Source organism: Nitrincola sp., from assembly GCF_048264025.1.
GTDB lineage: Bacteria > Pseudomonadota > Gammaproteobacteria > Pseudomonadales > Balneatricaceae > Nitrincola.
Window position 1 is genome coordinate 26618 of sequence record NZ_JBLXDN010000009.1, and the last position, 24641, is coordinate 51258.

The window sequence follows — 24641 nt, forward strand, 5'->3', positions numbered from 1 at the left end:
ACGCTATCGAGAAGGTAAAGCGCATGTCCAGCTTAATGATCTTCACCGGCAATGCCAATCCAGACTTGGCAAAAAAGGTGGTAGAACGCTTAGATATCCCACTGGGAAAAGCTGACGTTGGCCGATTCAGTGACGGTGAAGTAAGTGTTGAAATACAAGAAAATGTTCGTGGTAAGGATGTTTTCATTATTCAGTCAACTTGCGCACCGACCAACGACAACCTAATGGAATTGATCGTATTTGCTGACGCTATGCGCCGCGCTTCAGCCATGCGTATCACCGCTGTAGTGCCTTATTTTGGCTATGCACGCCAGGATCGTCGTCCACGCTCCACCCGTGTACCCATCAGCGCTAAAGTTGTAGCCAGCATGATGACCAGTGCCGGTGTTGATCGCGTACTGACGGTTGACCTGCACGCCGATCAGATCCAGGGTTTCTTCGATATCCCTGTTGATAACGTCTACGGTTCGCCAGTGCTGCTGGATGACATAGTGGATCAGCAATACGGTAATTTAATGGTAGTTTCACCAGATGTAGGTGGCGTAGTCCGCGCCCGCGCCGTTGCCAAACAGCTCAATTGTGATCTGGCCATTATTGATAAGCGTCGCGAAAAAGCCAATGAATCCCAAGTGATGAATATCATTGGCGATGTCGCTGATCGTACCTGCATCCTGGTTGATGACATGTGTGATACAGCCGGTACGTTATGCAAAGCCGCACAGGCCCTGAAAGACAAAGGAGCTGAACGCGTGGTAGCCTATGTCACTCACCCAGTACTCTCGGGTGCAGCGATTGCCAATATCAATGCCTCACAGCTGGATGAACTGGTTGTAACCGATACCATCCCACTGTCGCCAGCCGCACAGGAATGCAAAAAAATTCGTCAATTGACGCTAGGCCCGATGCTGGCTGAAGCGGTCAGACGTGTTTGCAATGAAGAATCCATCAGCGCGATGTTCCGCTAAGAAACAACGCACTGATCCAGACTCGCAAGAGTCTGAACCAACCGGCACTCACCGGGTGCCGATTTTTCCCTGAATAACAGGGTAACTGAATGCTGCAAATTTCTGGTCGCGGGAATTGCAGTTTTTTTAATTTATAGGTAATACACATGTCAAAATTCGTAATTAACGCCGTAAGCCGTGAAGATCAGGGGAAGGGTGCGAGCCGCCGCCTGCGTCGTCAGGGCATGGTACCGGGCATCGTTTACGGTACCGATACACCCGTTGCTGTTTCTGTAGTCGGTAAAGATCTCTACCGCATGCTGCTGGAAGACGGCTTCTACTCGTCAATCCTGTCTGTTCGTCTGGATGGCAATGACACACTGGTTATCATCAAGGATCTGCAACGCCACCCAGCCAAGCCGGTTGTTCTGCATGTGGATTTCCAGCGTATTGATGATAAACAGAAGATCAAAATCCAGGTACCACTGAACTTTGTAAACTTCGAAAAATCAGCGGCTTCCAAAGCAGCTGCCAAGTTTGCACCAGAAGCCTCTACCGCTGAAGTACTGTGTCTGCCTAAAGATCTGCCGGAAGCACTGGACGTTGACCTGACCAATATCGAAATGGGTCAGATTGCTCACCTGTCCGATATTGTTCTGCCAGAAGGTGTTGATATCGTTGCATTGCGTCGCGGTGAAGATCACGACCAGGGTATCGGTTACTGCTACGCACCACGTGGCGCTAAAAAATAATCAGCCTAACAGCTGATCAATACCGGCATGACTGACACCATTCAACTGATTGTAGGCCTGGGTAATCCCGGTGCAGAATATTCAGGAACACGTCACAATGCCGGTGCTATTCTGGTGGAGCAGCTTGCTGCCCACCAGAACACCCCTCTGAGACCCGAAGCACGCTTTCATGGCCACTACGCCAAAGTGCTGCTTAATGGCCATCCGGTACACTTGCTAATCCCTGCTACCTTCATGAACCTTAGCGGCAAAGCGGTTGCGTCGCTGGCGAATTTTTACAAAATTCCCCCGGAAAACATCCTAGTGGTGCATGATGAACTGGATCTGCAACCTGGCACGGCACGCCTGAAAAAAAGTGGCGGACACGGTGGGCACAATGGGCTCAGAGACATTATCACCCGACTGGGTAATAACAAGGATTTCTATCGTTTGCGCATCGGCATTGGCCACCCAGGCCATGCCAGCCAGGTTTCCGGCTTTGTACTAACACGTGCACCCGAAACCGAGCGCATGCAAACTCAAGCAGCCATTGACGAAGCCCTACGGCATCTACCGCTGGCCGTAGCCGGCGAATGGCAACGCGCAATGAATCAACTGCACAGCTTTTCAGGCTGACAATTAACAGGAACAGATCATGGGCTTTAAATGTGGCATCGTCGGACTGCCTAATGTCGGCAAATCGACCCTTTTCAATGCACTCACAAAAGCAGGCATAGAGGCGCAGAATTTTCCTTTCTGCACCATAGAACCCAATGCCGGCGTTGTCCCCATGCCTGATGCCCGCCTGAAAGTCCTGGCTGATATTGTCAAGCCTGAACGGGTGCTTCCGACTACGATGGAATTCGTTGATATTGCCGGCCTGGTTGCGGGTGCATCTAAAGGAGAAGGCCTGGGTAATAAGTTTCTGGCTAACATTCGCGAAACTGATGCGATTGCCCATGTAGTTCGCTGTTTCGAAGATGACAATGTTATCCACGTCGCTAACCAGATCGACCCCTTGGTCGATATAGAAACAATCAATCTGGAACTGGCACTGGCGGATCTGGACTCTGTAGAGAAACAGCTACAGCGCGTTACGCGTAACGCCAAAGGGGGCGACAAGGACGCCATCGCGGCCAAGGCGCTGCTAGAGAAGTTACTGCCCCACCTGAGCGAAGGCTATCCAGCACGCGGCCTGTCGCTGAACGACGATGAACAGCGATTGATCCAGACTTTCCATCTGCTGACCACCAAGCCGACTATGTATATTGCCAACGTGGCTGAAGATGGCTTTGAAAATAACCCACACCTGGACAAGGTACGTGAACTCGCCGCCACAGAAGGTGCCGAACTGGTCGCTATCTGCAACAAGCTGGAATCCGAGATTGCCGAACTGGAAGATGAAGAGAAGCTGGAGTTCCTGCAAGAGATGGGCATGGAAGAAGCGGGCCTTGATCGCGTTATCCGCGCTGGCTACAGCCTGCTAGGCCTGCAAACCTACTTCACCGCCGGTGTTAAAGAAGTCCGCGCCTGGACCATCCGTATTGGCGACACAGCGCCTAAAGCCGCTGGCGTCATCCATACCGATTTTGAAAAAGGCTTTATTCGCGCTGAAGTAATCGGCTACGAGGACTTCGTTAAAGGCAAGGGCGAACAGGGCGCCAAGGAAGCGGGCAAGTGGCGTCTGGAAGGTAAAGAATATATCGTCAAAGACGGCGATGTCGTCCACTTTCGCTTTAATGTTTAATATCTGTTGAAAAGCCCCAAGAATCAGGGTTTTTTACGCGCAAGCTGTTGACAACAAGGGCCAAAAAGCGAATAATTTGCGGCCTTGAAAGCACGTGGCAATATAGCTCAGTTGGTTAGAGCAACGCATTCATAATGCGTGGGTCGCAGGTTCGAATCCCGCTATTGCCACCAGTTTTCAGCATTCAGTTTTAGGGGTATCGCCAAGCGGTAAGGCAACGGGTTTTGATCCCGTCATGCGGAGGTTCGAATCCTCCTACCCCTGCCATTTTCAGATTTACCGGCAATGTAGCTCAGTTGGTTAGAGCAACGCATTCATAATGCGTGGGTCGCAGGTTCAAATCCCGCCATTGCCACCAGTTTACTGGGGTATCGCCAAGTTGGTAAGGCACTGGATTCTGATTCCAGCATGCGTAGGTTCGAGTCCTACTACCCCAGCCATTTTGATCTAACTCATGCTTTGTGTGTATTTTTTAATCAATAAGTTCACGCTCCTGTAACTGGCCGCTATACTGTCATGTATTAAACTGATATTTAGCCCCTAAAGACAGTTGCAGTCTTATGAATGCTGACATAGCCACTAGCCAGTTAAACAACAATAATAATCCTGCGTGTGATCAACGCAAGAATATATCTATCCTGTTTATCGGTTTTATGCGTGAAAACGCTGCCACTATACAAGCCTCTCTTCAGAGCATACGCATGGCTCCCCGCTGCCGCCTTATCACTAATGAAAAAGAGCTGACCGGCTCATTGTCAGAGCGCAGCTGGGACCTGATACTGCTCAGTAACCACCAGCTTCAGGAGCTTAGCTTTAGCCGCAGCGCTGAACTGGTCAAAAACCTTGATAAAGACATTCCACTACTGCTGCTATGCAATGAGTTACCCGATGCCGAGTCGCACCTGGCACTGCTGGAACAGGGCATCAGTATCGCCTGCAGCGGTGACAATACCAAACTGACACTTACCTACATCCACCAAACCTACATAGCTTTACAGCAACGCCAGAGCTGGCGTTACTGTGAATCACTGCTGGAAAAAGCAGAACGACGTATTCAGTCTCTGATAGATGACTCACGTACTGCCATCTGTTTCAGCATAGATAATAAACTCTGCTACGCTAACGAGCGCTTTTTCGAACAGTTAGGCTACGGCCAACTGAACGACCTGACTGGCCTAAGTCTCGATAAACTGGTATCCCCTGCTGATCGCGACGCGCTGTTCAATAGCATTAATAGCATCCTGTCGGGTGAGGCGCATACAGCTTCAGTAAGTGCACAAATATTACGTGCGGACTCAACCCGCTTTAATGCCACCTTATCACTCCACCCAGCTGTATATTCTGAGACCGATGCCATACAGATAGATATCACTCAACACCTGGCTGACACGGAAATTTTCAATGAAATTGACCCCATTAGTGGACTGTTGAATCAGCAGGGCTTTGCCCGTCAACTGGAACAAAAGATTACACTGGCCCGAAAAGGTGGCAATGATGGCTTCCTATTCTACATCAGCCTGGATGGCTACCAGGCGCTCCACCAGAACACCGGCCAGGAAGGTACTGATCTACTCGCAGGTGCTATCGGCAAACTGCTCAAAAGGCTGGTAAACGAGGCGCATACCCTCGCACGAATTGATGACAACATTTACACGCTACTGTTATCAGATCCACATGTAGAAACAGCCAAGGCCCTTGCTCGCGAGATCTGTCTGGGTGTTTCAGGACTTGGGCTGGCTCTGGGGGAGTACCAGCTACAAACTAGCTGCTCCATCGGTATTTCCATGATCAGTGAAAGCTCACCCCGCGCCACAGAACTACTCAGTCGAGCCGAAACGGCAGCTAAAAGCCTGACCCATAGCGAACGTCATGGTAACGGTTACAGTTTTTTCCAACTGGACCAGAGCACTCCCGTTGTCGCCACAGATGCCAAAGCGGTTCAGCGAGTGGTCGATGCCATCACCCACAACCGCTTCCGCCTGCTTTTTCAGCCCATTGTTCCATTGGATTCACACATTCAGGTTTCAAATTATGAAGTGCTACTGCGCCTGATTACCGAAGACGATAAAGAGATCTCTCCCAATATTTTCATGAGCAGCATCAGTGATGACAATGTACTTGCGCGCATGGATATGTGGGTGCTCGAAGAGTGTGTGATGCTGATGCGTCAGTCGATGGATCAAGGCAAACGTAACCGGCTTTTTATTAACATTACCGGACGAACACTACACAATAAGTCACTGTTACCCTGGTTTGCAGAGCAACTGCGCAGCATGCGCCTGCCGGCAGATCATCTTGTTTTTGAAATCAGCGAAGTGGATGCCCTGGCATCTCCCGCCCACTACAAAGCCTTCTGCAAGGCACTGCATAAACTGCACTGTAAAATTTGCTTGAAGCATTACGGCAGCACGTCTGAGTCAGATTACGTCTTTAATGATGTTCCAGTCGACTATATCAAACTGGACGGCAGTTACCTCAAGGACCTGAACTGCAACACACTTAGTACCAAGCAACTTGAAAGAGTCATTAACCCGCTCAAGAGAAAAAATATAACACTGATCGCACCTATGGTGGAGGACACCCGTCAAATGAGCACACTCTTCCGTTTGGGTATAGAAATGGTACAGGGGCACTATTTACAGCCCCCGCGTCATGAAATGGATTATGCTTTTTTTGAAGAGTGAAACGGCTGCTCAGGAAATGATACCGTCTCTATCCCTAAAGCCGATCAGGTAGAGGATACCGTCCAGCCCCAGCGTTGAAATAGCCTGCTTGGCACTTTCCCTGACCAACGGCTTGGCCCTGAAAGCAATACCCAAACCCGCAATCGACAGCATTGGCAGGTCATTGGCACCATCACCCACGGCAATAGTTTGCTCCAGTTTTAACCCTTCACGCTCAGCGATCTCTCTAAGCAATTGGGCTTTACGCTCACCGTTGACAATCTCTCCAGTGACCTCACCTGTCACCTTACCATCAAGAATGTCTAGCTCATTGGCATAGACATAATCAAACCCGAGACGTTGCTGCAGCCCCTTGGCAAAGTAACTGAAACCACCTGACAGAATCGCTGTTTTAAAGCCCAGCACTTTCAACTGCGACACCAGCGTTTCAGCACCTTCAGTCAGTTTCAGGCGTGCAGCCACTGTCTCCAGAACAGCCACATCTAGCCCTTTTAACAGCGCCACACGTTTACGGAAGCTGGCATTGAAATCCAACTCACCGCGCATAGCCGCTTCGGTAATTTCAGCAACCTGATCACCCACACCGGCTTCTTTAGCTAATTCATCAATGACTTCAGCCTCGATCAGGGTAGAGTCCATATCAAATACCACCAGACGGCGATTACGACGATAGATGTCATCCTGCTGGAAGGCAATATCGACATCATAATCTGACGCAGCCTGCAAGAATGCCTGACGTAGTGCCGAAGCATCTGCTGGAATACCACGCACTGAGAACTCTACACAGGCCTTGGTACGTACCGATTCAGCCCGCGACTCCAGTAGCGAAACCCGCCCCGACAAGCGATTGATATTATCGATATTCAAACCGTGGCGTGCCGCAATATCGGCCACTCTGGAAATATGCAAAGCACTGATACGGCGACCTAACAGAGTAATGATATGGCGCGATTTACCCTGCCCTGTAACCCATTGCTCATAATCCTCCGGATTAACCGGCTCGAAACGCACATGCATATCCAATTTATGTGCCCGAAACAATAGATCCCGCAGTAAGTTAGACGCTCCCGCTTCCGTAGGCACCTGAATCAGGATGCCCAGAGACAGGGTGTTATGAATTACCGCCTGGCCAATATCGAGAATATTGACACTAAAGTTAGCCAGAATACCGGTCATGGCCGCCGTAACCCCCGGCCTATCCTTGCCGGAGATCGTCATCAGGATAATTTCGTTCATCTGTCTCGTTTTTTTCGTGCTGATGGTTTCGCAGAACTACGCTGGCGACTGCGTGTTTTACCACTGGCTTCATCTATTTTTCCGGCACGCACCTGATCACGCTTGCTAGGCTTTTTCGGAGCCTTGGCAGAAGCCTGCCCGCCGGAATCAGCCATATCAAAGTCGATTTTACGTTCATCCAGATCAACGCGAACAACGCGGACTTTCAGCGGATCACCCAGCTTAAACACACGCTTGGTTCTATCACCGACTAAACGCTGCTTACCCGCATCAAAATGGTAGTAATCGCTCGGCAATCCGGTGATATGCACCAGACCTTCAACATACAGATCGCGGATTTCGACGAATAAGCCAAAGCCGGTCACGGCAGCGACAACGCCCTCGAAGGTATTACCTATCTGGCTAAGCATGTATTCACACTTCAACCAGGACACCACATCGCGGGTCGCATCATCGGCGCGGCGTTCAGTCATCGAGCACTGTTCACCCAACGCCAGCATCTCTTCCATGGTATAGCTTTTTACAAACGCCGGATTGGCAACAAAACCAGAGGGGCGTTCTATCCCCTTCACTCGTTTACCCGAATGTATCGCGGCGCGAATATTTCGATGCACCAGCAGATCCGGATAACGCCGAATCGGTGAGGTAAAATGGGCATAGGCTTCATAAGCCAAACCAAAATGCCCTTTGTTTTCAGGACTGTATACAGCCTGCTGCATAGAGCGCAGCATCATGGTCTGAATAATGTGCTGATCCGGACGCGCTTCAATGGTTTCAGCCAGTCGCAAGTAATCCTTGGGCTCTGGCTTATCACCACCGGGCAGATTCAAGCCCAGCTCTCCGAGAAAACCGCGCAGATTCTGTAATTTCTGATCTTTTGGCCCTTCATGGATACGATAAAGTGCCGGTTGCTTATGCTTTTCCAGGAAACGCGCGGTGGCCACATTGGCGCAAAGCATGCATTCTTCGATGATTTTATGCGCATCATTACGATGAATAGGCACAATACGTTCAATTTTACGATCAGGCCCGAATTCAATACGGGTCTCAACGGTATCAAAATCTATAGCGCCACGCTCTTCACGCGCCATACGCAGTTTTTTGTACAACCCATAGAGCACTTCCAGATGCGGTACGACTGGCGCAAATTCAGAGCGCAGTGCCTGCTGCTCATCAGCTTCACCCAGTTGCCCCAGAATGCTGGCTACTTTGTTATAGGTCAGGCGCGCTTTGGAGTTGATCACCGCTTCATAAAAACTGTAGTCAGACAACTTACCCGCTCGGGTAATATTCATTTCGCAGACCATGGCCAGTCGATCCACTTTCGGATTCAACGAGCACAAGCCATTAGACAGTAGTTCTGGCAGCATCGGCACGACATATTCGGGGAAATACACCGAATTACCACGCTTGATCGCTTCGTTGTCCAACGCAGTGCCTGGCTGTACATAGTAAGAAACATCGGCAATTGCGACCCACAAACGCCAGCCACCGAAACGTTTCTTCTCGGCATACACGGCATCATCAAAGTCACGGGCATCTTCGCCATCGATGGTAACCAGCGGCAGATTGCGCAGGTCAGTCCGGTTTTTCTTATCTTTTTCTTCAACTTCCGGCGTCAGTTCAGCGGTCTGCTGCTCAACTTCTACCGGCCATTCATTGGGAATATCGTGACTGTGAATAGCCACCTTAATCTCCATACCGGCCGACAGATGTTCGCCCAATACCTCGATAACCCGAGCACGTGCAGGTTGGCGGCGATTAGGGTATTGCAGGATTTCTGCCACTACCAGTTGACCATCATCGTAATGCAGGTCGGACTGTTCATCAGGAATGATCATGACTTGATTGGTAATGCGCTGGTTCTCTGGAATCAACGAGCCAAAGCCATTCTGACCGTCGAAACGACCCACAACCTTACGAACACCACGTTCCAACACTTCAACGATCTTGGCTTCACGGCGGCCTCTGGCATCAAGACCCACTTCCTGAACCAACACTCTGTCGCCATCAAACACTTCACGCATGTTTCTCGGACTTAGAAACAGGTCGTCCTTACCGTCGTCCGGCTTTAGGAAACCAAAACCGTCACGGTGGCCGATCACGCGACCACTGATCAGATTCATTTTTTCAATCAAGCCAAATTCACTACGACGGTTGGAGATCAACTGACCGTCACGACACATGGCTATCAGGCGACGGCGAATCGCTTCGATATCATCTTCATGCTGCAGGTGCAGCTCATCACAAAGATCCAGGTGCGATATAGGTGCACCCCATTTTTGTAGAAAATCGAGGATGAAATCACGGCTCGGCACAGGATTTTCATACTTCTGCGCTTCCTGTACGGCATTCGGATCTTTTTCAACCCATTTTTTATTCATAGTGTATCCATTTATTAACAAGCGTGTCCTTCATAGGACACATGAGCCGCTCCTGCGTTGCCGAGATAAAGGCCGGCTTAAGATTTTTGCTGATCAGGGAACGAGTTCCTCTTCTTCATCTTCTTTGGGCGGCGGCGGAATCAGATCTTCACGAGTGACATTGAGCAGCAGGAGAATATTCCCCGCTACATAAATCGATGAATAGGTGCCGATAACTACACCTGCCAGCAGCGCTACGGCAAAACCATAAATCATTTCACCACCAAAGAAAGCTAACACCACTAGCACCAGCATGGTCGTCAAGGAGGTAACAATAGTACGGCTCAACGTCTGGTTCAACGAGGTATTCAGTACGTCCAGCGATTCACTGACACGTAATACCCGAAAGTTTTCGCGTATACGATCATACACCACGATGGTGTCATTCAAAGAATAGCCTATGACAGCTAAAAGTGCTGCCAGCACAGTCAAATCAAAATCGATCTGCATCAATGAGAAGAAGCCCAGCACAATGATTACATCATGTGCCAGCGCCAACACCGCCCCCACTGAAAACTTGTATTGAAAACGGAATGCCAGGTAGATCATCACCATAATCAGCGCGACCAATAACCCGAGACCACCCTGTTCACGTAACTCTTCACCCACCTGCGAGCCGACAAACTCATTACGCCGCAAGGTTACGTGAGAGTCTGAGTCCTGCTGCAGCACTTCAAGAATTTTCTGACCCAGTTGCGGATCATGTGCTTCGCCCAGACGGATAAGTATATCGTTGGCTGAGCCAAAGGTTTGCACCACGGCATCGCCATAGTTATTTGCACGCAAAGTATCGCGTACAGCCTCCAGCTCAACAGGTTGCTCATAGGTGACTTCGACCAGGCTGCCGCCGGTAAAATCCAACCCCAGCTTCAAGCCATTGATGGCCAGGGAGCCTATGGACACCAGCAGTAAAAGGATGGAGAAGATCGCCGCGATGCGGCGAGCCCCCATAAAATTAAAATCACGGTTTATATGTATCATCGATGCACCTCAGAGACCCAGCTTTTGCAGTTTACGGCCACCATAAGCCAGATTGACCAGTGCACGCGTAATCACCAGAGCCGCAAACATCGAGGTTATGATCCCCACCGACAGGGTGACGGCAAACCCTTTAACTGGACCGGTACCCATAGCAAACAGGATAATGGCCGCAATCAGCGTGGTCACATTGGCATCCAGAATGGTGCTGAAAGCCCGCTCAAAACCCGCATGTATAGCCGACTGCACGGGTGATCCCGTTCGCAGCTCTTCTTTAATACGTTCAAAAATCAACACATTGGCATCGACTGCCATACCTACGGTCAGCACAATACCGGCAATACCTGGTAGCGTCAGGGTAGCGCCCAGCATAGACATCACCGCGACCAACATCATCAAGTTCAACGTCAAGGCGATATTGGCCAGAAGACCGAACACCCGGTAAAACACCGCCATAAACAGCAGCACCAATGCAAAGCCTATTTTGACCGAGGTCACCCCCATTTCAATATTAGCAGCGCCCAGGCTCGGCCCAATGGTGCGTTCTTCGACAAAGTAAATTGGCGCGGCCAACGCACCTGCACGTAACAACAGCGCCAGTTCAGATGACTCTTGAGGACTATCTAGCCCAGTGATACGGAACTGATTACCCAGTACACTTTGAATGGTAGCCAAGGAGATCAGATGTTTTTCTGTGTAGGGCACACGACGCTCCACCGCTTCACCCTCAACCTGTTCGGTGACAAAGCGGGTCTTGTGTTCAACAAACACCACAGCCATACGCCGTTGCAGGGCATTACGGGTAATCCGGCTCATCATCTGACCACCACGTGCATCCAACGTAATGGAGACCTGGGGCATACCGTTTTCATCAAAGGTGGAGTTAGCATTAGCAACACTGGATCCGGTAATGATGATATCCCGCTCCACGGTCGCCCGACGATTCGGGTCATTGCGGAACGAGAAGATTTCAGTCGCTGCACGACTGGCTTCACTCATGGCTTCCAGTCGAAACTCCAGGTTAGCCGTCTGGCCGATAACACGCTTGGCTGCCGCCGCATCCTGAATACCGGGCAACTGCACGACGATACGATTACGCCCTTGACGCTGAACTAATGGCTCAGCCACACCCAGTTCGTTAACCCGGTTACGCAAGGTGGTCAGGTTTTGCTGGATAGCATAGTCTTCTATCTCACGCACATTCTGTTCATTCAATGTTACATATAAAAACCAGGCATCATCTTGCTGTGCCGATTCAAAAGCAAACTCTGGAAAATCACGACGCAGTCTACTTTGCGCCTGTTCAAGTGCTTCAGCATCAGCAAAGCGTGCTGCCAGCAGGCCATCATCATTCAACTCGACTGAACGATAACGAATCCGTTGCTCACGTAATGTGGTTCTGATATCGCTGGCATAAACTTCCAGACGCTGTGTCACGGCCTGAACCGTATCCACTTCCATTAAAAAGTGCACCCCGCCACGAAGATCAAGCCCCAAAGTCATGGGACTAGCACCTAATGCCGTCAACCAATCAGGGGTGGTGGGTGCCAGATTCATGGCGACCACGTAATTGTCACCCAGCGCACGCGATAGCGCCGCTCTGGCCAGCAACTGTGCATCACCGTTACTGAAGCGCAGCATGCCAGCTTCATTTTCCAGCTCGGCACTTTTAAACTGAATACCTTCCTGCTCGAGCAAGCTAACAGCTTGTGCCATCACACGATCATCAACCTGATGTACAGCACGTGATCCGGAAATCTGCACGGCATAGTCTTCAGGGTAGAGATTGGGTGCTGCATAAATACCGGCAATCACCAGCACCATGGCTATCAGCAAATTTTTCCACAAAGGGTAGCGGTTGAGCATATTGCTCCATCCTCGGTAAACAAAAGCGCCACTTCAACAAGTGGCGCTCACGCTGGATTCAGCCTTCAAATATCCTTAATGGTACCTTTCGGCAGCTCAGCAGCCACGTGGGCTTTCTGAAACTTGAGCTCAACACCATTACTAACTTCAAGTACCAGGTAGTCATCAGTAAGGCGAACCACTTTACCAATAATGCCACCGGCAGTGATGACTTCATCACCCTTACTCAGACCGCCAATCAGGGCCTTATGTTCCTTGGCACGTTTTGCTTGCGGACGCCAGAGGAAGAAATAAAAGATCAGCGCAAAACCAACCAGAAACAACATATTAAACATGCCGGTATCCATACCGCCGGCACCGGCTTCTGCAAAAGCAGGAGTGATAAAGAAGCTCATTAAGGCATTCTCCAGGTTATTTGAAACTCAATTATATTAAAACGTATTCGTATCCATCAGTGGTGGCGTTTCCATCCCCCGAGCACGATAGAAATCGTCCACAAAGGCGCACAATTTACCCTGTTCAAGCGCATTGCGCAAACCGGTCATCAGCGTTTGATAGTAATGCAGGTTATGCAGGGTGCTTAACTGTGCTCCCAGCATCTCTCCACACTTATCTAAATGATGTAGATAGGCCCGACTGAAGTTTTTACAAGTGTAGCAATCACAATTTTCATCCAGCGGACGTGTATCGGTTTTATTCACCGAGTTACGAATTTTCACCACCCCGTTGGAGGTAAACAAAAAGCCATTGCGTGCATTGCGGGTCGGAATGACACAGTCAAACATATCCACGCCTCGACGCACGGCCTCAACGATATCCTCCGGTTTGCCAACCCCCATCAGATAACGCGGTTTATCGGCCGGCATTTGGTGCGCCAGATGATCCAATACGTGAATCATTTCATCTTTTGGCTCACCTACGGAAAGGCCACCAATCGCATAACCATCAAAACCGGTTTCGACCAATCCGGCCAACGATTCATCACGCAGGTGTGGATACATCCCACCCTGCACTATGCCAAACAGTGCTGAAGGGCTATCACCATGTGCCTCCTTGGAGCGTTTTGCCCAGCGCAAGGACATGCGCATGGACTCGGCCGCTTCGATTTCCGTGGCTGGATAGGGGGTACATTCATCGAAAATCATCACGATATCCGAACCCAGTGCCTGCTGCACCTGCATGGATACCTCAGGGCTCAAAAATACTTTACTGCCATCCACAGGAGAGCGGAAAGAAACACCTTCCTCGGTGATTTTGCGCATCTTGCCCAAGCTGAATACCTGAAAACCACCTGAGTCAGTCAGGATAGGGCCCTGCCACTGCATAAAATCATGCAGATCGCCGTGCAGATTGATGATCTCGGTACCCGGGCGCAACATCAGGTGAAAGGTATTACCCAGGACGATCTGTGCACCCAACGCTTTCACATCACGCGGCAACATGCCTTTGACCGTACCATAAGTACCCACCGGCATAAACGCGGGGGTTTCAACCTCACCCCGCGGGAAGGTCAACCGACCCCGGCGTGCTTTGCCTTCTGTCGCCAGGCACTCAAACTGCATAAAACATTCTCTACTCACGCTTGCTCCTCGGCACTCACATCCTGACGGGTCATGAACATGGCATCGCCATAACTGAAAAATCGGTATTTCTGCTGGATAGCTTCCGCATAGGCGGCCTTGATATGCTCATAACCGGCAAAAGCCGATACCAACATCAGCAAGGTTGACTCTGGCAAATGAAAATTAGTGATCAGCGCATCCACGCTACGAAACTGATAACCAGGATAGATAAAAATATTACTATCACCGCAGAAAGCCTGAATCTCGCCACTCTGACTGGCACTTTCCAGTGAGCGCACACTGGTCGTCCCTACGGCTACCACACGCCCTCCTCGAGCACGGGCGGCACGCACGGCTTCACACACGGACTCAGGCACATCAATATACTCTGAATGCATGTGATGATCTTCAACCCGATCCACTTTCACCGGCTGAAAAGTACCCGCGCCAACATGCAGGGTGACAAACGCCGTTTCCACGCCTAATGCCTGCAATTTATCCAGCAGCGGCTGATCAAAATGCAAACCGGCTGTTGGCGCCGCGACAGCACCGGGCTTACGGTTATAGACCGTCTGGTAGCGCTCACGATCTGACTGTTGATCGTCTCGCTGCATGTAGGGTGGCAAGGGCATATGGCCATGCGCTTCCAAGGCCGTCAGCAGATCACCGTTCAGATCAAACTGTAGAATAAACAGATTTTCCTGCCGACCCAGCACCTCGGCTTCAACACCGCCTTCAAGCAGCAACCGACTACCCGTCTTAGGTGCGCGGCTTGAACGTATATGCGCCAGTGCCCGTTGTTCACCCTGCAGGCGCTCAATCAGCACTTCAATTTTACCCCCTGAGGCTTTCTGGCCGAACAGCCGCGCAGGTATTACCCGGGTATCATTAAATACCAACAGATCACCCGGTCTGAGCAATTCTGTCAACTCGCTGAACTGGCGGTGCTGCAACACGCCATCCTTACCATTCACACACAACAAGCGGCTGGCACTGCGGGTTTCCAGTGGATACCGGGCAATCAACTCATCAGGCAATTCAAAGGTGAAGTCACTTACTTGCATCGTCAACCATCATCAAAAATCAAGGTGCAGTATTTTACCCCAAGCAAAAGATTTTTTCAGTGCGGATTGACCCCTGCAATAAAGTGCTTATAATAGCCGCTCTGTTGCAAGGGTGCGTAACGTCTGTGTAACAGAATCATGTTGGCGGTGTGGTGAAATTGGTAGACACGACGGATTCAAAATCCGTTGCCTTAACGGGCGTGGCGGTTCGAGTCCGCCCACCGCTACCAGCAAAAACAAAGCGTTACGCAATAAAGCTTCTGATCATGAATCCACGATCAATGCCTTGTCGATTTTTTCCAGCAGCGTTTTACGTGTGTACGGCTTCACTACATAGCCAGATGCACCCAGCTTAAGACACTCCACTACAACTTCTTTTTCATGCTCACCGCTGATGATAACCACCGGTGCCGACACGGTTCCCGGATGGCGACGCAAATATTTCATCACATCCAGACCCGACATACCCGGCATCATCAGATCAAGCAGAATCAAATCGAACTGACGCCGACGCATCATTTCCAGACCATCAAGACCATTTTCGGCAAAACGAATTTCGAAATGCTCCGCCATCAGCAGCTTGCGTAGCACGCTACGCTGAAACTGATCATCATCCACTATCAGTACCTGCTTTTGCGGCCCCTTGGGGGTTTGCGACACCACCGGCTTGTCATCAATCAGTTTCGACCACTGCGCGTCTTCTTCGTCAGCTGAAAGTGATGGCGTCATTGCCGGCTCTTCAAAACCAGGGGTGCTCCGAGCACGCTCAATCCAGTTATTTTGCTCATCCAGCTGTTTTTTTAATGCAGCCACTTCCCGCAATAACTGTTTGGCATCATCATTGTATTTCAAATCATCAACAGCCTGACGCACAGACAACACCAGCCGGTATGGGTCATAGGTCAACGGCCAGTAGACAATATAATCGTTGATCAGACGCTCACCATAGAGGGTATAGGCTCGCTTGACGTTGGACTTGTTGCACAGAGCCAACACTCGGTAGGGCTTTAACGGAGATTTGCGGGTGGCACTAAACACCGCTTCGGACAGTTGCGCCGCCACATTGAGATCTTCAAATGCCAGGATAAGAATATCAGCATAAGAGAGGCTGAATTCACGCTGCAGATCAGGGATAGTATTCGAAACCTGCATAATCAGCTTTTCAAACTCATCACGCAGTTGTGCATAGACAACCTCCACAATACTCTTGTTACTACCGGCAATAAACACCACTGAGTTTTTATTCATTAACAGACTACCTGTCAACATAACCTAAATTCTCCACTGAATGTTGGTCAATAGCGTTGAGCTCAGCACGACGGCTCTGCCACTCTTCAACCCAGTCAGACAAACGCTCGGCAGGCATTGCACGGGCAATCAACCAGCCCTGCGCGACATCACATCCGGCCTCACGCAAAAAACGCCAGTCTTCGGGATATTCCACTCCCTCAGCAACAGTTTTCAAACCCAGTTGATGGGCCAGATTCAGGCTGGCTTCAACTATAGTTCGAACGTAACTGTCATGACTGACGCCACGGACAAAACTGCCATCTATTTTCAGCTCATTGAAGGGGATATCATGCAACTGACGTAAGGATGAGTGCCCGGTGCCAAAGTCATCAATCGACAAACTGATTTTTTTAATCCTCAGACGAGTCAGTATATCCAGGGATGCCAAGGGATCACTCATCACTCGGCTTTCAGTCACTTCAAGCATCAGCACCGATGCCGGCACACCTATCTCGTGCAACAAACTTTCAACCCGGTCCGGGAAGTCCAGGCTAGCCAGATTGTTCATGGATATATTGACAGCCACCTGCAACGCCAGCCCTTCATCGTTCCAGCGTCGGACTTGTAGCAATACGGCCCTGAGTACCTGCTGTGTCAACTGATCTATCAGACCGGTTTCTTCGGCAACCTGAATAAATTGGTCTGGTAGCACCAGACCATCATCTGGATGCTGCCAGCGCACCAGGGTCTCTACCCCCAGTAACTGGCCATCGCGAAGGCTTACCTTGGGCTGATAGTAATTAACCAGCTCTCCGGAATTCAGGGCTTGACGCAATGCTGTCGCATCATAGCTACGCCGCGGAGGTGTTTCGGACAACAAGGGGCCAGATTGCTGCAAGGTTAATTGATGGGCCAGAGCCCGAGCCATAATGGTTTTCAATGCGGCTTGAGACACAGGCTTTTGCATACCACCCAACACTTTGAGTCGATGATGCAACGCCAGATTTTCGGCCGTGGCGATAATACGCCAATCCTCACCACTGACCAGAACCAATCCTCCCCGATAGCTCAGATGCACCAACTGACGGACAAACTCTATACCGTCCATGCCCGGCATCTGCAAATCACAAAATACCAGATCTATTCCATGCCGTTGCTCACTCAGCACCTGTAAAGCATCAACGGCAGAGTGCTGCGCCAACACATCATCATAGCCCAGCTTGGCCAGTTGTTTGACCAGCAAATGACACATGAAAGGCTCATCATCAACGACCAACATTTTCATTAGTCACTCCCCGCAAAACCAATATACGTTTCTATCGCTTGCAGTGTTGCGTCTACCTGCTCCTCAAAGACTTGCAGGCAGGCTTCCACATCGGCACTCCGATTTGATTTGACTGTTTGTTCCAGTGTCGCACACAGCTCACCAAGACGCAGCGCACCTACCGAGCGAGACGATGACTTGAGCTTATGTGCCACACCCGCAATCTGGTTCAGGTCATGTGACTGCCAGGCCTGGACAATCGTTTGCGCATGGTTGCGTACCGACTCCACATAATCACAGAGCAACTCATTCATAACCAACTCATCACCCCCAACCAACTCACTCAGCACCATCGGATTCAGCAGAGCCGTAGCATCATCTATCGGCTGTTCAGCGCCCTGCTTCATGTTGCTTTCCTCTTGTACTTTTCGAACGGGCAACCAGGTTTCCAGCGCGGCTTGTAATTTGGGTATCTGCACCGGTTTGACCAGATAAGCATCCATTCCCACCAATTCGGCCCGATCAGACTCGCCACGCAGTGCATTGGCCGTCAGGGCAAGGATGGGGAAATGCTGCCCTTCAGCTTCTTCATGGCGTATCTGCCCGGTCAGCTCATAACCATCCATTTCGGGCATATGCAGATCAGTCAGCAATATTGAAAAACGTCCTGTACGCCACATTTCCAGCGCCTGCTGTCCATTGTCAGCTATTTCAGCGCTATAACCGAGTAAGCGTAACTGCTGCAGGATCACTATCTGATTGATATCATCATCTTCAGCTACCAGAATCAGTTGATCACTCGACTGGGCCTGATGCTTAAGATTGACCGACAGCGCCTCAGCCGACGCCGCTTGTTGCCGAGAGTAGGCCGTCGGTGGCGATACAAATCCAGCCGCTATACTCAGTGCTTGCAGAAAGGCCTGGCGGCTTAGTGCATCACCATCCAGCAACACCTGCTCCGGATCATCAATACGCGCACGCCGCCTACGCCCCTGCTGTATCTGCAAGCGGCGCAGATGCGGCAAGCTGGCCAGCAGCCCTGACAGCGGCTTTAACTCAGGCTGCCCATTGGTGATCAACACGACCGGCGGAACCTGACAGGACAGCAGGTTTGCCAACGACTCCTCTTCTGCATACACCACCGCTTGACCACCCGCGGCGCTGATGTAGGCAGCCAGATCCTCGGGAGTATAACTGTCTGCAGGCATAATGACGCAGCTCAACCCTTTCAGGCTTGGCCAACTGGGGGCCACATTGACAACTGACTTTTGCATAGGGTGCAACAGGGTAAACGCTGATCCCTGTCCGGGTTGACTCTCTACCCGGATTTTCCCCTGCATCATATCCACCAAGCGCTTGCTGATCGCCAGCCCCAACCCGGTTCCACCAAAACGCCGAGTTGTATCTGATTCGGCTTGCGTAAAGGGATCAAACAGCTCGTTCAGCCGCTCGGCCTGAATACCTATGCCGTTATCCTGAATGATGATGCGTAACTGCTGATCGGCATCCACCAATACCCGCACAGACACCTTACCACGCTGTTCACGCCCACCGGAGAACTTGATTGCATTCCCTACCAGGTTGTACAACACCTGACGCATCCGCACCGGATCTATCTCCACATGGCGAGGCAAGTCCGGACTGATAAATACCGACAGATCCACCTGCTTATCCAGTGCCAACACCACCAGTGAGTTACACAAGTTTTCTACCAGCTCACCCAGATCAGTCGCTTCAGGATTGATCTCTAAGCGACCGGCTTCAATTTTAGAAAAGTCGAGAATATCATCGATGATCCCTAATAAAGAGAGGGCTGAGCGCTGAATGGTTTGTACCAGCCCGCGCTGATAGTCACTCATCTCATCCTGACCCAGTACCTCGATGAGTCCAAGGACACCATTCATTGGTGTCCGTATCTCATGGCTCATGGTGGCTAAAAATGCCGATTTGGCATGACTGGCCTCTTCCGCTTCGACCCGTGCATTGATCAATTGATAGATCAGCGAACGCCGCTCACTGATATCCCTCAGGGTTCCGGTGAAATAAATCTGGCCATGAATTTCATAGCGATTGACAGCCAGCTCCAGCGGAATCAAGGTGCCATCCTTGCAACACCCTTCAACCTCCCGGCTGGAACCGACCACGCGCGCGATCCCTGTCTGATGGTAGTTATTCAAGTAGGCATCATGTTCATCCCGGTGAGGAGCCGGCATCAGCATGGACACATTCTTCCCGAGCATCTCGTCGATGGCGTAGCCAAAAATTTTGGTTGCCGCCGGATTCACCCGCTGGATAATACCTGTCTCATCAATGGTGATAACGCATTCCATCAGATTATTGAGTACGGCTTCGATTTCCTGCTCCTTGGCATTCAACGCCAGCAGGGCTTCACCACGCTCTTCAATTCGGATACGCAGTTTGTCATTCAACAGTTGCAGTTGCTCAGTAGCTTCATGCTGCAGGGTAACATCATGCGCCGACGCATAGATCAGACCATTGGGCTGCGGCAGCGCCTTCCATTCCAGCCAGCGCCAACTGCCATTTGTGCACAGATAACGGTTTTTAAACTCGCTAGCGCGCTCACCCGTGTTGATCTTCGCCATCTGTTGCTCAGTTGTTTCGCGATCATCCGGATGGATCAGATTGCTAAACGGCTGGCTCAGCAGTTCTTTTTCAGTCCAGCCAAGTATCTGGGTAAAGGCCGGATTGACGCGCCGAAATTTGCCCTGGATATCGGCGATACACAGCAGATCCAGCGACACAGAGAAAAAACGATCCAATTGTTCTTCGGCTTCCTTGCGGGCAGTAATATCCTGGATCACCACCAGCGAGCCAAATCCACCCTCCATTGCATAAGGCACTGATGACCAATCAACCACAAAAGGCGTACCATCAAGTCGTAAACAGATCGTGGTGACGCTTTCTTCCAGGGTTTCTCCGGCAGATATTCGCCGAATTCGCTCGGCAATGGCGGCACGGTGATCCTGCTCCACCAGCGCCAGCACCGAATGGCCAACCACCTGTTCCAATGACTCAGCGGCAAAGGTATCGAGGCCCCGAGAGTTCAGGTAGACCACACGACCTTCATGCTGCAGCAGGATGGTAAAGGGCGCTGTTTCGATCAGGCTACGGTAACGCCCTTCGCTCTCCTGCAAGGCCAGCTCAGTGGAGCGGCGATGCTGTAATTCTTCACGCAGCTCTTGAGTACGTTTTGCCACTTCCGCGCGAGTAGCCGCATAACGTCCGGCACTGCCAAGCGTTGCAAACACGGCCATAAAAGCGGCAATAACCGAGAAAACCAGATAAAGCTGCTCTTCAAAGGTTGAACCCGGCTTCCAGGTCGGTGTTGCTGGCTCCATTTCCAAACGCCAGGTTCGTGACGCGATATTTATATCTCTGATCCAACCGGCGGCCTGCTCGGCGGGCAAAGTATCCCACAAGACAGTGCGTGCATCTGCCAGGGTGACATCACTCACCCTGAGATTGATATCCTGTGCCTCAGCCAATTGAACCAGGGGGGCCAGCCAGGCTTTGATGTCATAGAGTCCAACCACATAACCCTGCAAGGGCAACTCATCACCGGGCACACCTTGGTGCAACGGGTGCTGTGAATCCTGGTAAACGGCCTGGAACACCAACACCCCGAGCTTACCGCTGCGCAGCAAGGGCACCATAGGCGCCATGACCGGTCGACCGGTGGAGCGTGCCTGCTGCATCGCCTCAACCCGCGGCTGCTCAAAGCCATGATCGAGACCCAAGGCGATGGCATTATCTGCTGCAGGCTCACTAAACAGGACAGGAAACAGCACGTCGCGTTGTGCAAGAGGTGACACTTGCTGATCTGAGCCCAGCTCAAATACCTGTCCATGGGAATGCAACAGATTTCGCTCAAAGGCTTTCAGCTCAGAGCGCAATACCAGTGGCGACCAATCGATTGCCAGCACAGCAGGTTCATCGGTAATAAAGCGTGTGTAGCTGGCGAACTCAGACCGGTGAACACGAACACTGGAAGCAAAAAAACGCTCCACACCGATCAGTGGGTTAATCAGATTGGGCAAGGTTTCAAAGCGCAGATCACTGATCTCTTCAAATAGACGATCCAACTCCAGCTGACTGCGGCCTTTTTCCAGACGGGCCAGCGCATAATTGCCTAGCAGCAATAAAATAGCCGTCATTGCCAAGGGCAAAATAATGCGATAGGAGCCAACCTGCGGTCCTGAACGCTGGCGATCTTGCCACAGCAGCAACACAATAGGTGCAAACAGCAATACCCCCAGCGTATCGCCAACCCACCAAATCAACCATTCAGCACGCAGCTCCTGAGCCGTCATCGATGCCATCAGATACTGGCTGATCACCCCGACACTGGGAGCTATTACGCAGGTCAGCGGGCCTGCCAGCAACAGAAAGCGTAGCAGATCCGCATCTTTAGCCAAGGGTTCGGGCCGTCGGACCAAGGATTGTACCAAGGTTGCCGCAATCACAGCCTGTAGCGAAGCCGCCGTAGCAACGAATAGGCTAGACAGCAGAACAGCAAAACTCTGCTGCATCCATAGATCGACCAGCAGGCTACCAATCCAGATACCCGGCCAGCACCCTCGTCCCCAGATCAACAAGGCCGCCAGCCCCAATCCGGCCGCGGGCCAGAAGGGTACAGAATAACCTTCAGAAAAAGCGACCGAAACCGTCAGTATGCCTAGCAGAGCATAGCCAAGCGACAGTGCCAGTATATATACCAGTCGGGTATGAAGCGGTTTTTCTCTAGCCGGGCTTACCTGGGGTTCTAGCATCTGGACAAAGTACCTTTTTATAGTGCTTCACTATAGAGTACTGACAGACATTCAGCCACAATAAGTGCCCCCAGCTTCATCGATGAGTGACCGGTAACTGTCAAGAACACCCGCCAGCAAAATAACGACTCAACATGGCACAGCGAGAGCACAAACTTGATCTGTATCATTGATTGATGCGGCTTTACTTGCGGCCTGTTTTTTTTATCTGCACAATTCGGGCCTCATACCTAGGTTTGCTCAGTAAGGACTCTGCAATGCGAACAGCCATATTTGGCTTTATGCTGTTATTACTGATGCCTATCAGTCAGTTTGCCGAAGCGATAGATCTACGCGAACTGCGCATGATCAATCAGCAGGTGAACCTGGATTATCAGCGCCGCGAGCAAACCGGGCAGCGATACAGTCATTCAGCACTGGCCAAATATCACCTGGTACGCCAGCGTTTCCCCGATGCAAGAATGATGATTACCCATGCTCAGCATATCACTCCCAGTGGCTACGAAATCGAGCCTCATACGGTAGTCACCGTCGAGGCAAATAACCGCATTTGGGTTATGGACTATGAATTACTGAATATTTATACCGCTGAAGATCGACGCGACTTGAAACCAGTCACCAGTATTGAGCTTCGCGAAGATGAGGTATGGATTCACCACAACCATGAGGATTGGAGCATTCACAGCAGCCAGCCAGCCGACTCAGCCACGGAAGCCAAGCTGAGATCGACTTTGCTGAATTCACCTAGCTAGGCGGTTGCCAGTCTCTCTGAGACTGCACTACTGTCGAGAATCGTCGCCAGCATATCGGCCGTGACCGCACTCAACGTCCAACCCAAGTGACCATGGCCGGTATTGTAAAAGACCGTCGGCAGGCGTCCGCGCCCTACTTTGGGCATCATATTTGGCATCATTGGTCTTAATCCGGCCCAGGGCACTACACTGCGGGTACTGACATCCGGAAAGCACTGATTGACCCAGTCGACCAGAGGCTTGATGCGATCTGCGCGAATATCCTTGTTGTAGCCATTAAACTCAGCGGTACCAGCCACTCGAAAGCGGTCTTGACCCAATCGGCTGCTCACCAGTTTGGTTTCGTCATCCAGCAGGCTAACCTGGGGTGCCGCTGCCTGGCTTTCGGCATCCAGCAGATTGACGGTAATCGAATAGCCTTTTACCGGATAGATGTTCACCCGATCGCCCAGTGCGGCGGCCAGCTTTCGACTAGCAACTCCTGCTGACACGACCAGCGCATCAAAGTTGTGTGATATTCTCTCACCCTGATGGCTAACAACCACTGTGGCGCTCCTGGCGTCGGCGCTAACATCCACAACATCCTGCTCATAGAGGCAGTTGACCCCCATGCGTTCACACGCGCTGGCGAGTCCCTGGGTATATTTATGAATATCACCCGTAGAGTCACTCGGGGTTAAAAAGCCGCCATAAAACTGCCCTTTGAGAGTAGGCTCAATACGTTGAATATCGCTGCTCGCTAGCGTTTCACGTACCAGCCCCCCTTTTGCCAGCAGCTTGGAAACCTGTTGTGCATGCTCAAAGCCAGCCTGGTCACGATAAATATGCAGTATGCCCTTCTGCTTGAGATCAAAATCTATCTGCTCATCAGCCGCCCAGCCTAGCAACAATTCACGTGCCGCAATCGCCAGCCGTGCTGTTTCAGTAGTGTTTTGCTCATACTGCGGAATCGCGGCGATAAACTCGGCAAACCAGGAGAGCTTGTGCCAGGAAGGTTTGGGGTTGACCAGCAGAGGAGCATCTTTTTTCAGCATCCACTTCATACCTTTGAAAATGGTCGCCCAATAAGTCCAGACTTCGGCATTAGAAGCGGACAACTGCCCACCATTGGCAAAGGAGGTTTCCATCGCGGCGTAGCGCTGTTTTTCGAACAGGGTAACCTGATAGCCACGTTTGGCCAGGGCATAAGCTGAGGTGACGCCGGTAATACCGCCGCCAATGACTGCAATTGATTTCATCGCGAACAACTCCGAAGCAACATAGGGTTAGACAGGGCCATAGTGCACCTGCCACCCCCTCCGTCGCTGTACCTGAGAGATTCACGCCAATAACAGCGCTTGCTCCTTCGGTGTGCCGCTGCAAGCGACAAC

General features: G+C 51.1%; 17 protein-coding genes and 5 tRNA genes. 11 read left to right on the top strand and 11 right to left on the bottom strand.

Annotated elements, in window-relative coordinates:
• Positions 1 to 23: 23 nt before the first annotated feature.
• From ACN0R1_RS08690 to ACN0R1_RS08730, 9 genes are all read left to right on the top strand, one after another.
• Entirely contained in the window at positions 24 to 965 is a 942-nt protein-coding gene (locus ACN0R1_RS08690; protein ID WP_417581929.1) for a ribose-phosphate pyrophosphokinase, read from the top strand.
• Between the two features lie 146 nt (positions 966 to 1111).
• Positions 1112 to 1696, top strand: a complete 585-nt coding sequence (locus ACN0R1_RS08695; protein WP_417581931.1) for a 50S ribosomal protein L25/general stress protein Ctc — start codon at positions 1112 to 1114, stop codon at positions 1694 to 1696.
• A 27-nt stretch (positions 1697 to 1723) separates the two neighbouring features.
• Positions 1724 to 2311, top strand: a complete 588-nt coding sequence (pth, locus tag ACN0R1_RS08700; RefSeq protein WP_417581933.1) for an aminoacyl-tRNA hydrolase — start codon at positions 1724 to 1726, stop codon at positions 2309 to 2311.
• Between the two features lie 19 nt (positions 2312 to 2330).
• Positions 2331 to 3422 carry a redox-regulated ATPase YchF gene (gene ychF, locus ACN0R1_RS08705; protein WP_151057566.1) on the top strand — a complete coding sequence of 364 codons (1092 nt, stop codon included), beginning with the start codon at positions 2331 to 2333 and terminating at the stop codon, positions 3420 to 3422.
• Between the two features lie 96 nt (positions 3423 to 3518).
• Positions 3519 to 3595: transfer RNA gene (locus ACN0R1_RS08710), tRNA-Met, on the top strand.
• Positions 3596 to 3614: 19 nt separating this feature from the next.
• Positions 3615 to 3689: transfer RNA gene (locus ACN0R1_RS08715), tRNA-Gln, on the top strand.
• A gap of 14 nt (positions 3690 to 3703) precedes the next feature.
• Positions 3704 to 3780 (top strand) — tRNA-Met (locus tag ACN0R1_RS08720).
• A 6-nt stretch (positions 3781 to 3786) separates the two neighbouring features.
• Positions 3787 to 3862, top strand: a tRNA-Gln gene (locus ACN0R1_RS08725).
• A 120-nt stretch (positions 3863 to 3982) separates the two neighbouring features.
• Positions 3983 to 6106, top strand: coding sequence for an EAL domain-containing protein (locus ACN0R1_RS08730; protein WP_417581935.1), 2124 nt, complete (start codon positions 3983 to 3985; stop codon positions 6104 to 6106).
• A gap of 9 nt (positions 6107 to 6115) precedes the next feature.
• Here ACN0R1_RS08730 and serB read toward each other — a convergent pair whose 3' ends face one another.
• The 7 genes from serB to queA all read right to left on the bottom strand — a co-directional run bounded on the left by serB (position 6116) and on the right by queA (position 15235).
• On the bottom strand, positions 6116 to 7342 hold the full coding sequence (serB, locus tag ACN0R1_RS08735; RefSeq protein WP_417581937.1) for a phosphoserine phosphatase SerB: 1227 nt from the start codon (positions 7340 to 7342) through the stop codon (positions 6116 to 6118).
• Entirely contained in the window at positions 7339 to 9726 is a 2388-nt protein-coding gene (rnr, locus tag ACN0R1_RS08740) for a ribonuclease R (RefSeq protein WP_417581938.1), read from the bottom strand. Before rnr ends, serB begins: the two co-directional genes overlap by 4 nt.
• Positions 9727 to 9819: 93 nt before the next feature.
• Positions 9820 to 10746 carry a protein translocase subunit SecF gene (gene secF / locus ACN0R1_RS08745; RefSeq protein WP_417581940.1) on the bottom strand — a complete coding sequence of 309 codons (927 nt, stop codon included), beginning with the start codon at positions 10744 to 10746 and terminating at the stop codon, positions 9820 to 9822.
• A gap of 9 nt (positions 10747 to 10755) precedes the next feature.
• Positions 10756 to 12609 carry a protein translocase subunit SecD gene (gene secD, locus ACN0R1_RS08750; protein WP_417581942.1) on the bottom strand — a complete coding sequence of 618 codons (1854 nt, stop codon included), beginning with the start codon at positions 12607 to 12609 and terminating at the stop codon, positions 10756 to 10758.
• 65 nt (positions 12610 to 12674) lie between these two features.
• A complete protein-coding gene (gene yajC, locus ACN0R1_RS08755; protein WP_417581944.1) occupies positions 12675 to 13004 on the bottom strand; it encodes a preprotein translocase subunit YajC in 330 nt (109 codons plus the stop codon).
• Positions 13005 to 13040: 36 nt separating this feature from the next.
• Positions 13041 to 14171 carry a tRNA guanosine(34) transglycosylase Tgt gene (tgt, locus tag ACN0R1_RS08760; protein WP_417582116.1) on the bottom strand — a complete coding sequence of 377 codons (1131 nt, stop codon included), beginning with the start codon at positions 14169 to 14171 and terminating at the stop codon, positions 13041 to 13043.
• Between the two features lie 14 nt (positions 14172 to 14185).
• Positions 14186 to 15235: a tRNA preQ1(34) S-adenosylmethionine ribosyltransferase-isomerase QueA gene (gene queA, locus ACN0R1_RS08765; protein WP_417581946.1), complete on the bottom strand. Its 1050-nt coding sequence runs from the start codon at positions 15233 to 15235 to the stop codon at positions 14186 to 14188.
• A 143-nt stretch (positions 15236 to 15378) separates the two neighbouring features.
• Here queA and ACN0R1_RS08770 point away from each other — a divergent pair.
• Positions 15379 to 15465 (top strand) — tRNA-Leu (locus tag ACN0R1_RS08770).
• A gap of 34 nt (positions 15466 to 15499) precedes the next feature.
• On the opposite strand, the gene ACN0R1_RS08775 is transcribed toward ACN0R1_RS08770, so the two are convergent.
• From ACN0R1_RS08775 to ACN0R1_RS08785, 3 genes are read right to left on the bottom strand one after another with little or no spacing between them, the layout of a single operon-like run.
• Entirely contained in the window at positions 15500 to 16483 is a 984-nt protein-coding gene (locus ACN0R1_RS08775) for a response regulator (protein WP_417581948.1), read from the bottom strand.
• 7 nt (positions 16484 to 16490) lie between these two features.
• Positions 16491 to 17750, bottom strand: a complete 1260-nt coding sequence (locus ACN0R1_RS08780; RefSeq protein ID WP_417581950.1) for an EAL domain-containing protein — start codon at positions 17748 to 17750, stop codon at positions 16491 to 16493.
• Positions 17750 to 22519, bottom strand: coding sequence for a PAS domain S-box protein (locus tag ACN0R1_RS08785; protein ID WP_417581952.1), 4770 nt, complete (start codon positions 22517 to 22519; stop codon positions 17750 to 17752). Before ACN0R1_RS08785 ends, ACN0R1_RS08780 begins: the two co-directional genes overlap by 1 nt.
• Positions 22520 to 22776: 257 nt before the next feature.
• Here ACN0R1_RS08785 and ACN0R1_RS08790 point away from each other — a divergent pair, with 257 nt between their 5' ends.
• Positions 22777 to 23271, top strand: a complete 495-nt coding sequence (locus ACN0R1_RS08790; RefSeq protein ID WP_417581954.1) for a hypothetical protein — start codon at positions 22777 to 22779, stop codon at positions 23269 to 23271.
• On the opposite strand, the gene ACN0R1_RS08795 is transcribed toward ACN0R1_RS08790, so the two are convergent.
• Positions 23268 to 24509, bottom strand: coding sequence for a D-amino acid dehydrogenase (locus tag ACN0R1_RS08795; protein WP_417581956.1), 1242 nt, complete (start codon positions 24507 to 24509; stop codon positions 23268 to 23270). The genes ACN0R1_RS08790 and ACN0R1_RS08795 overlap by 4 nt on opposite strands.
• Positions 24510 to 24641 lie beyond the last annotated feature (132 nt).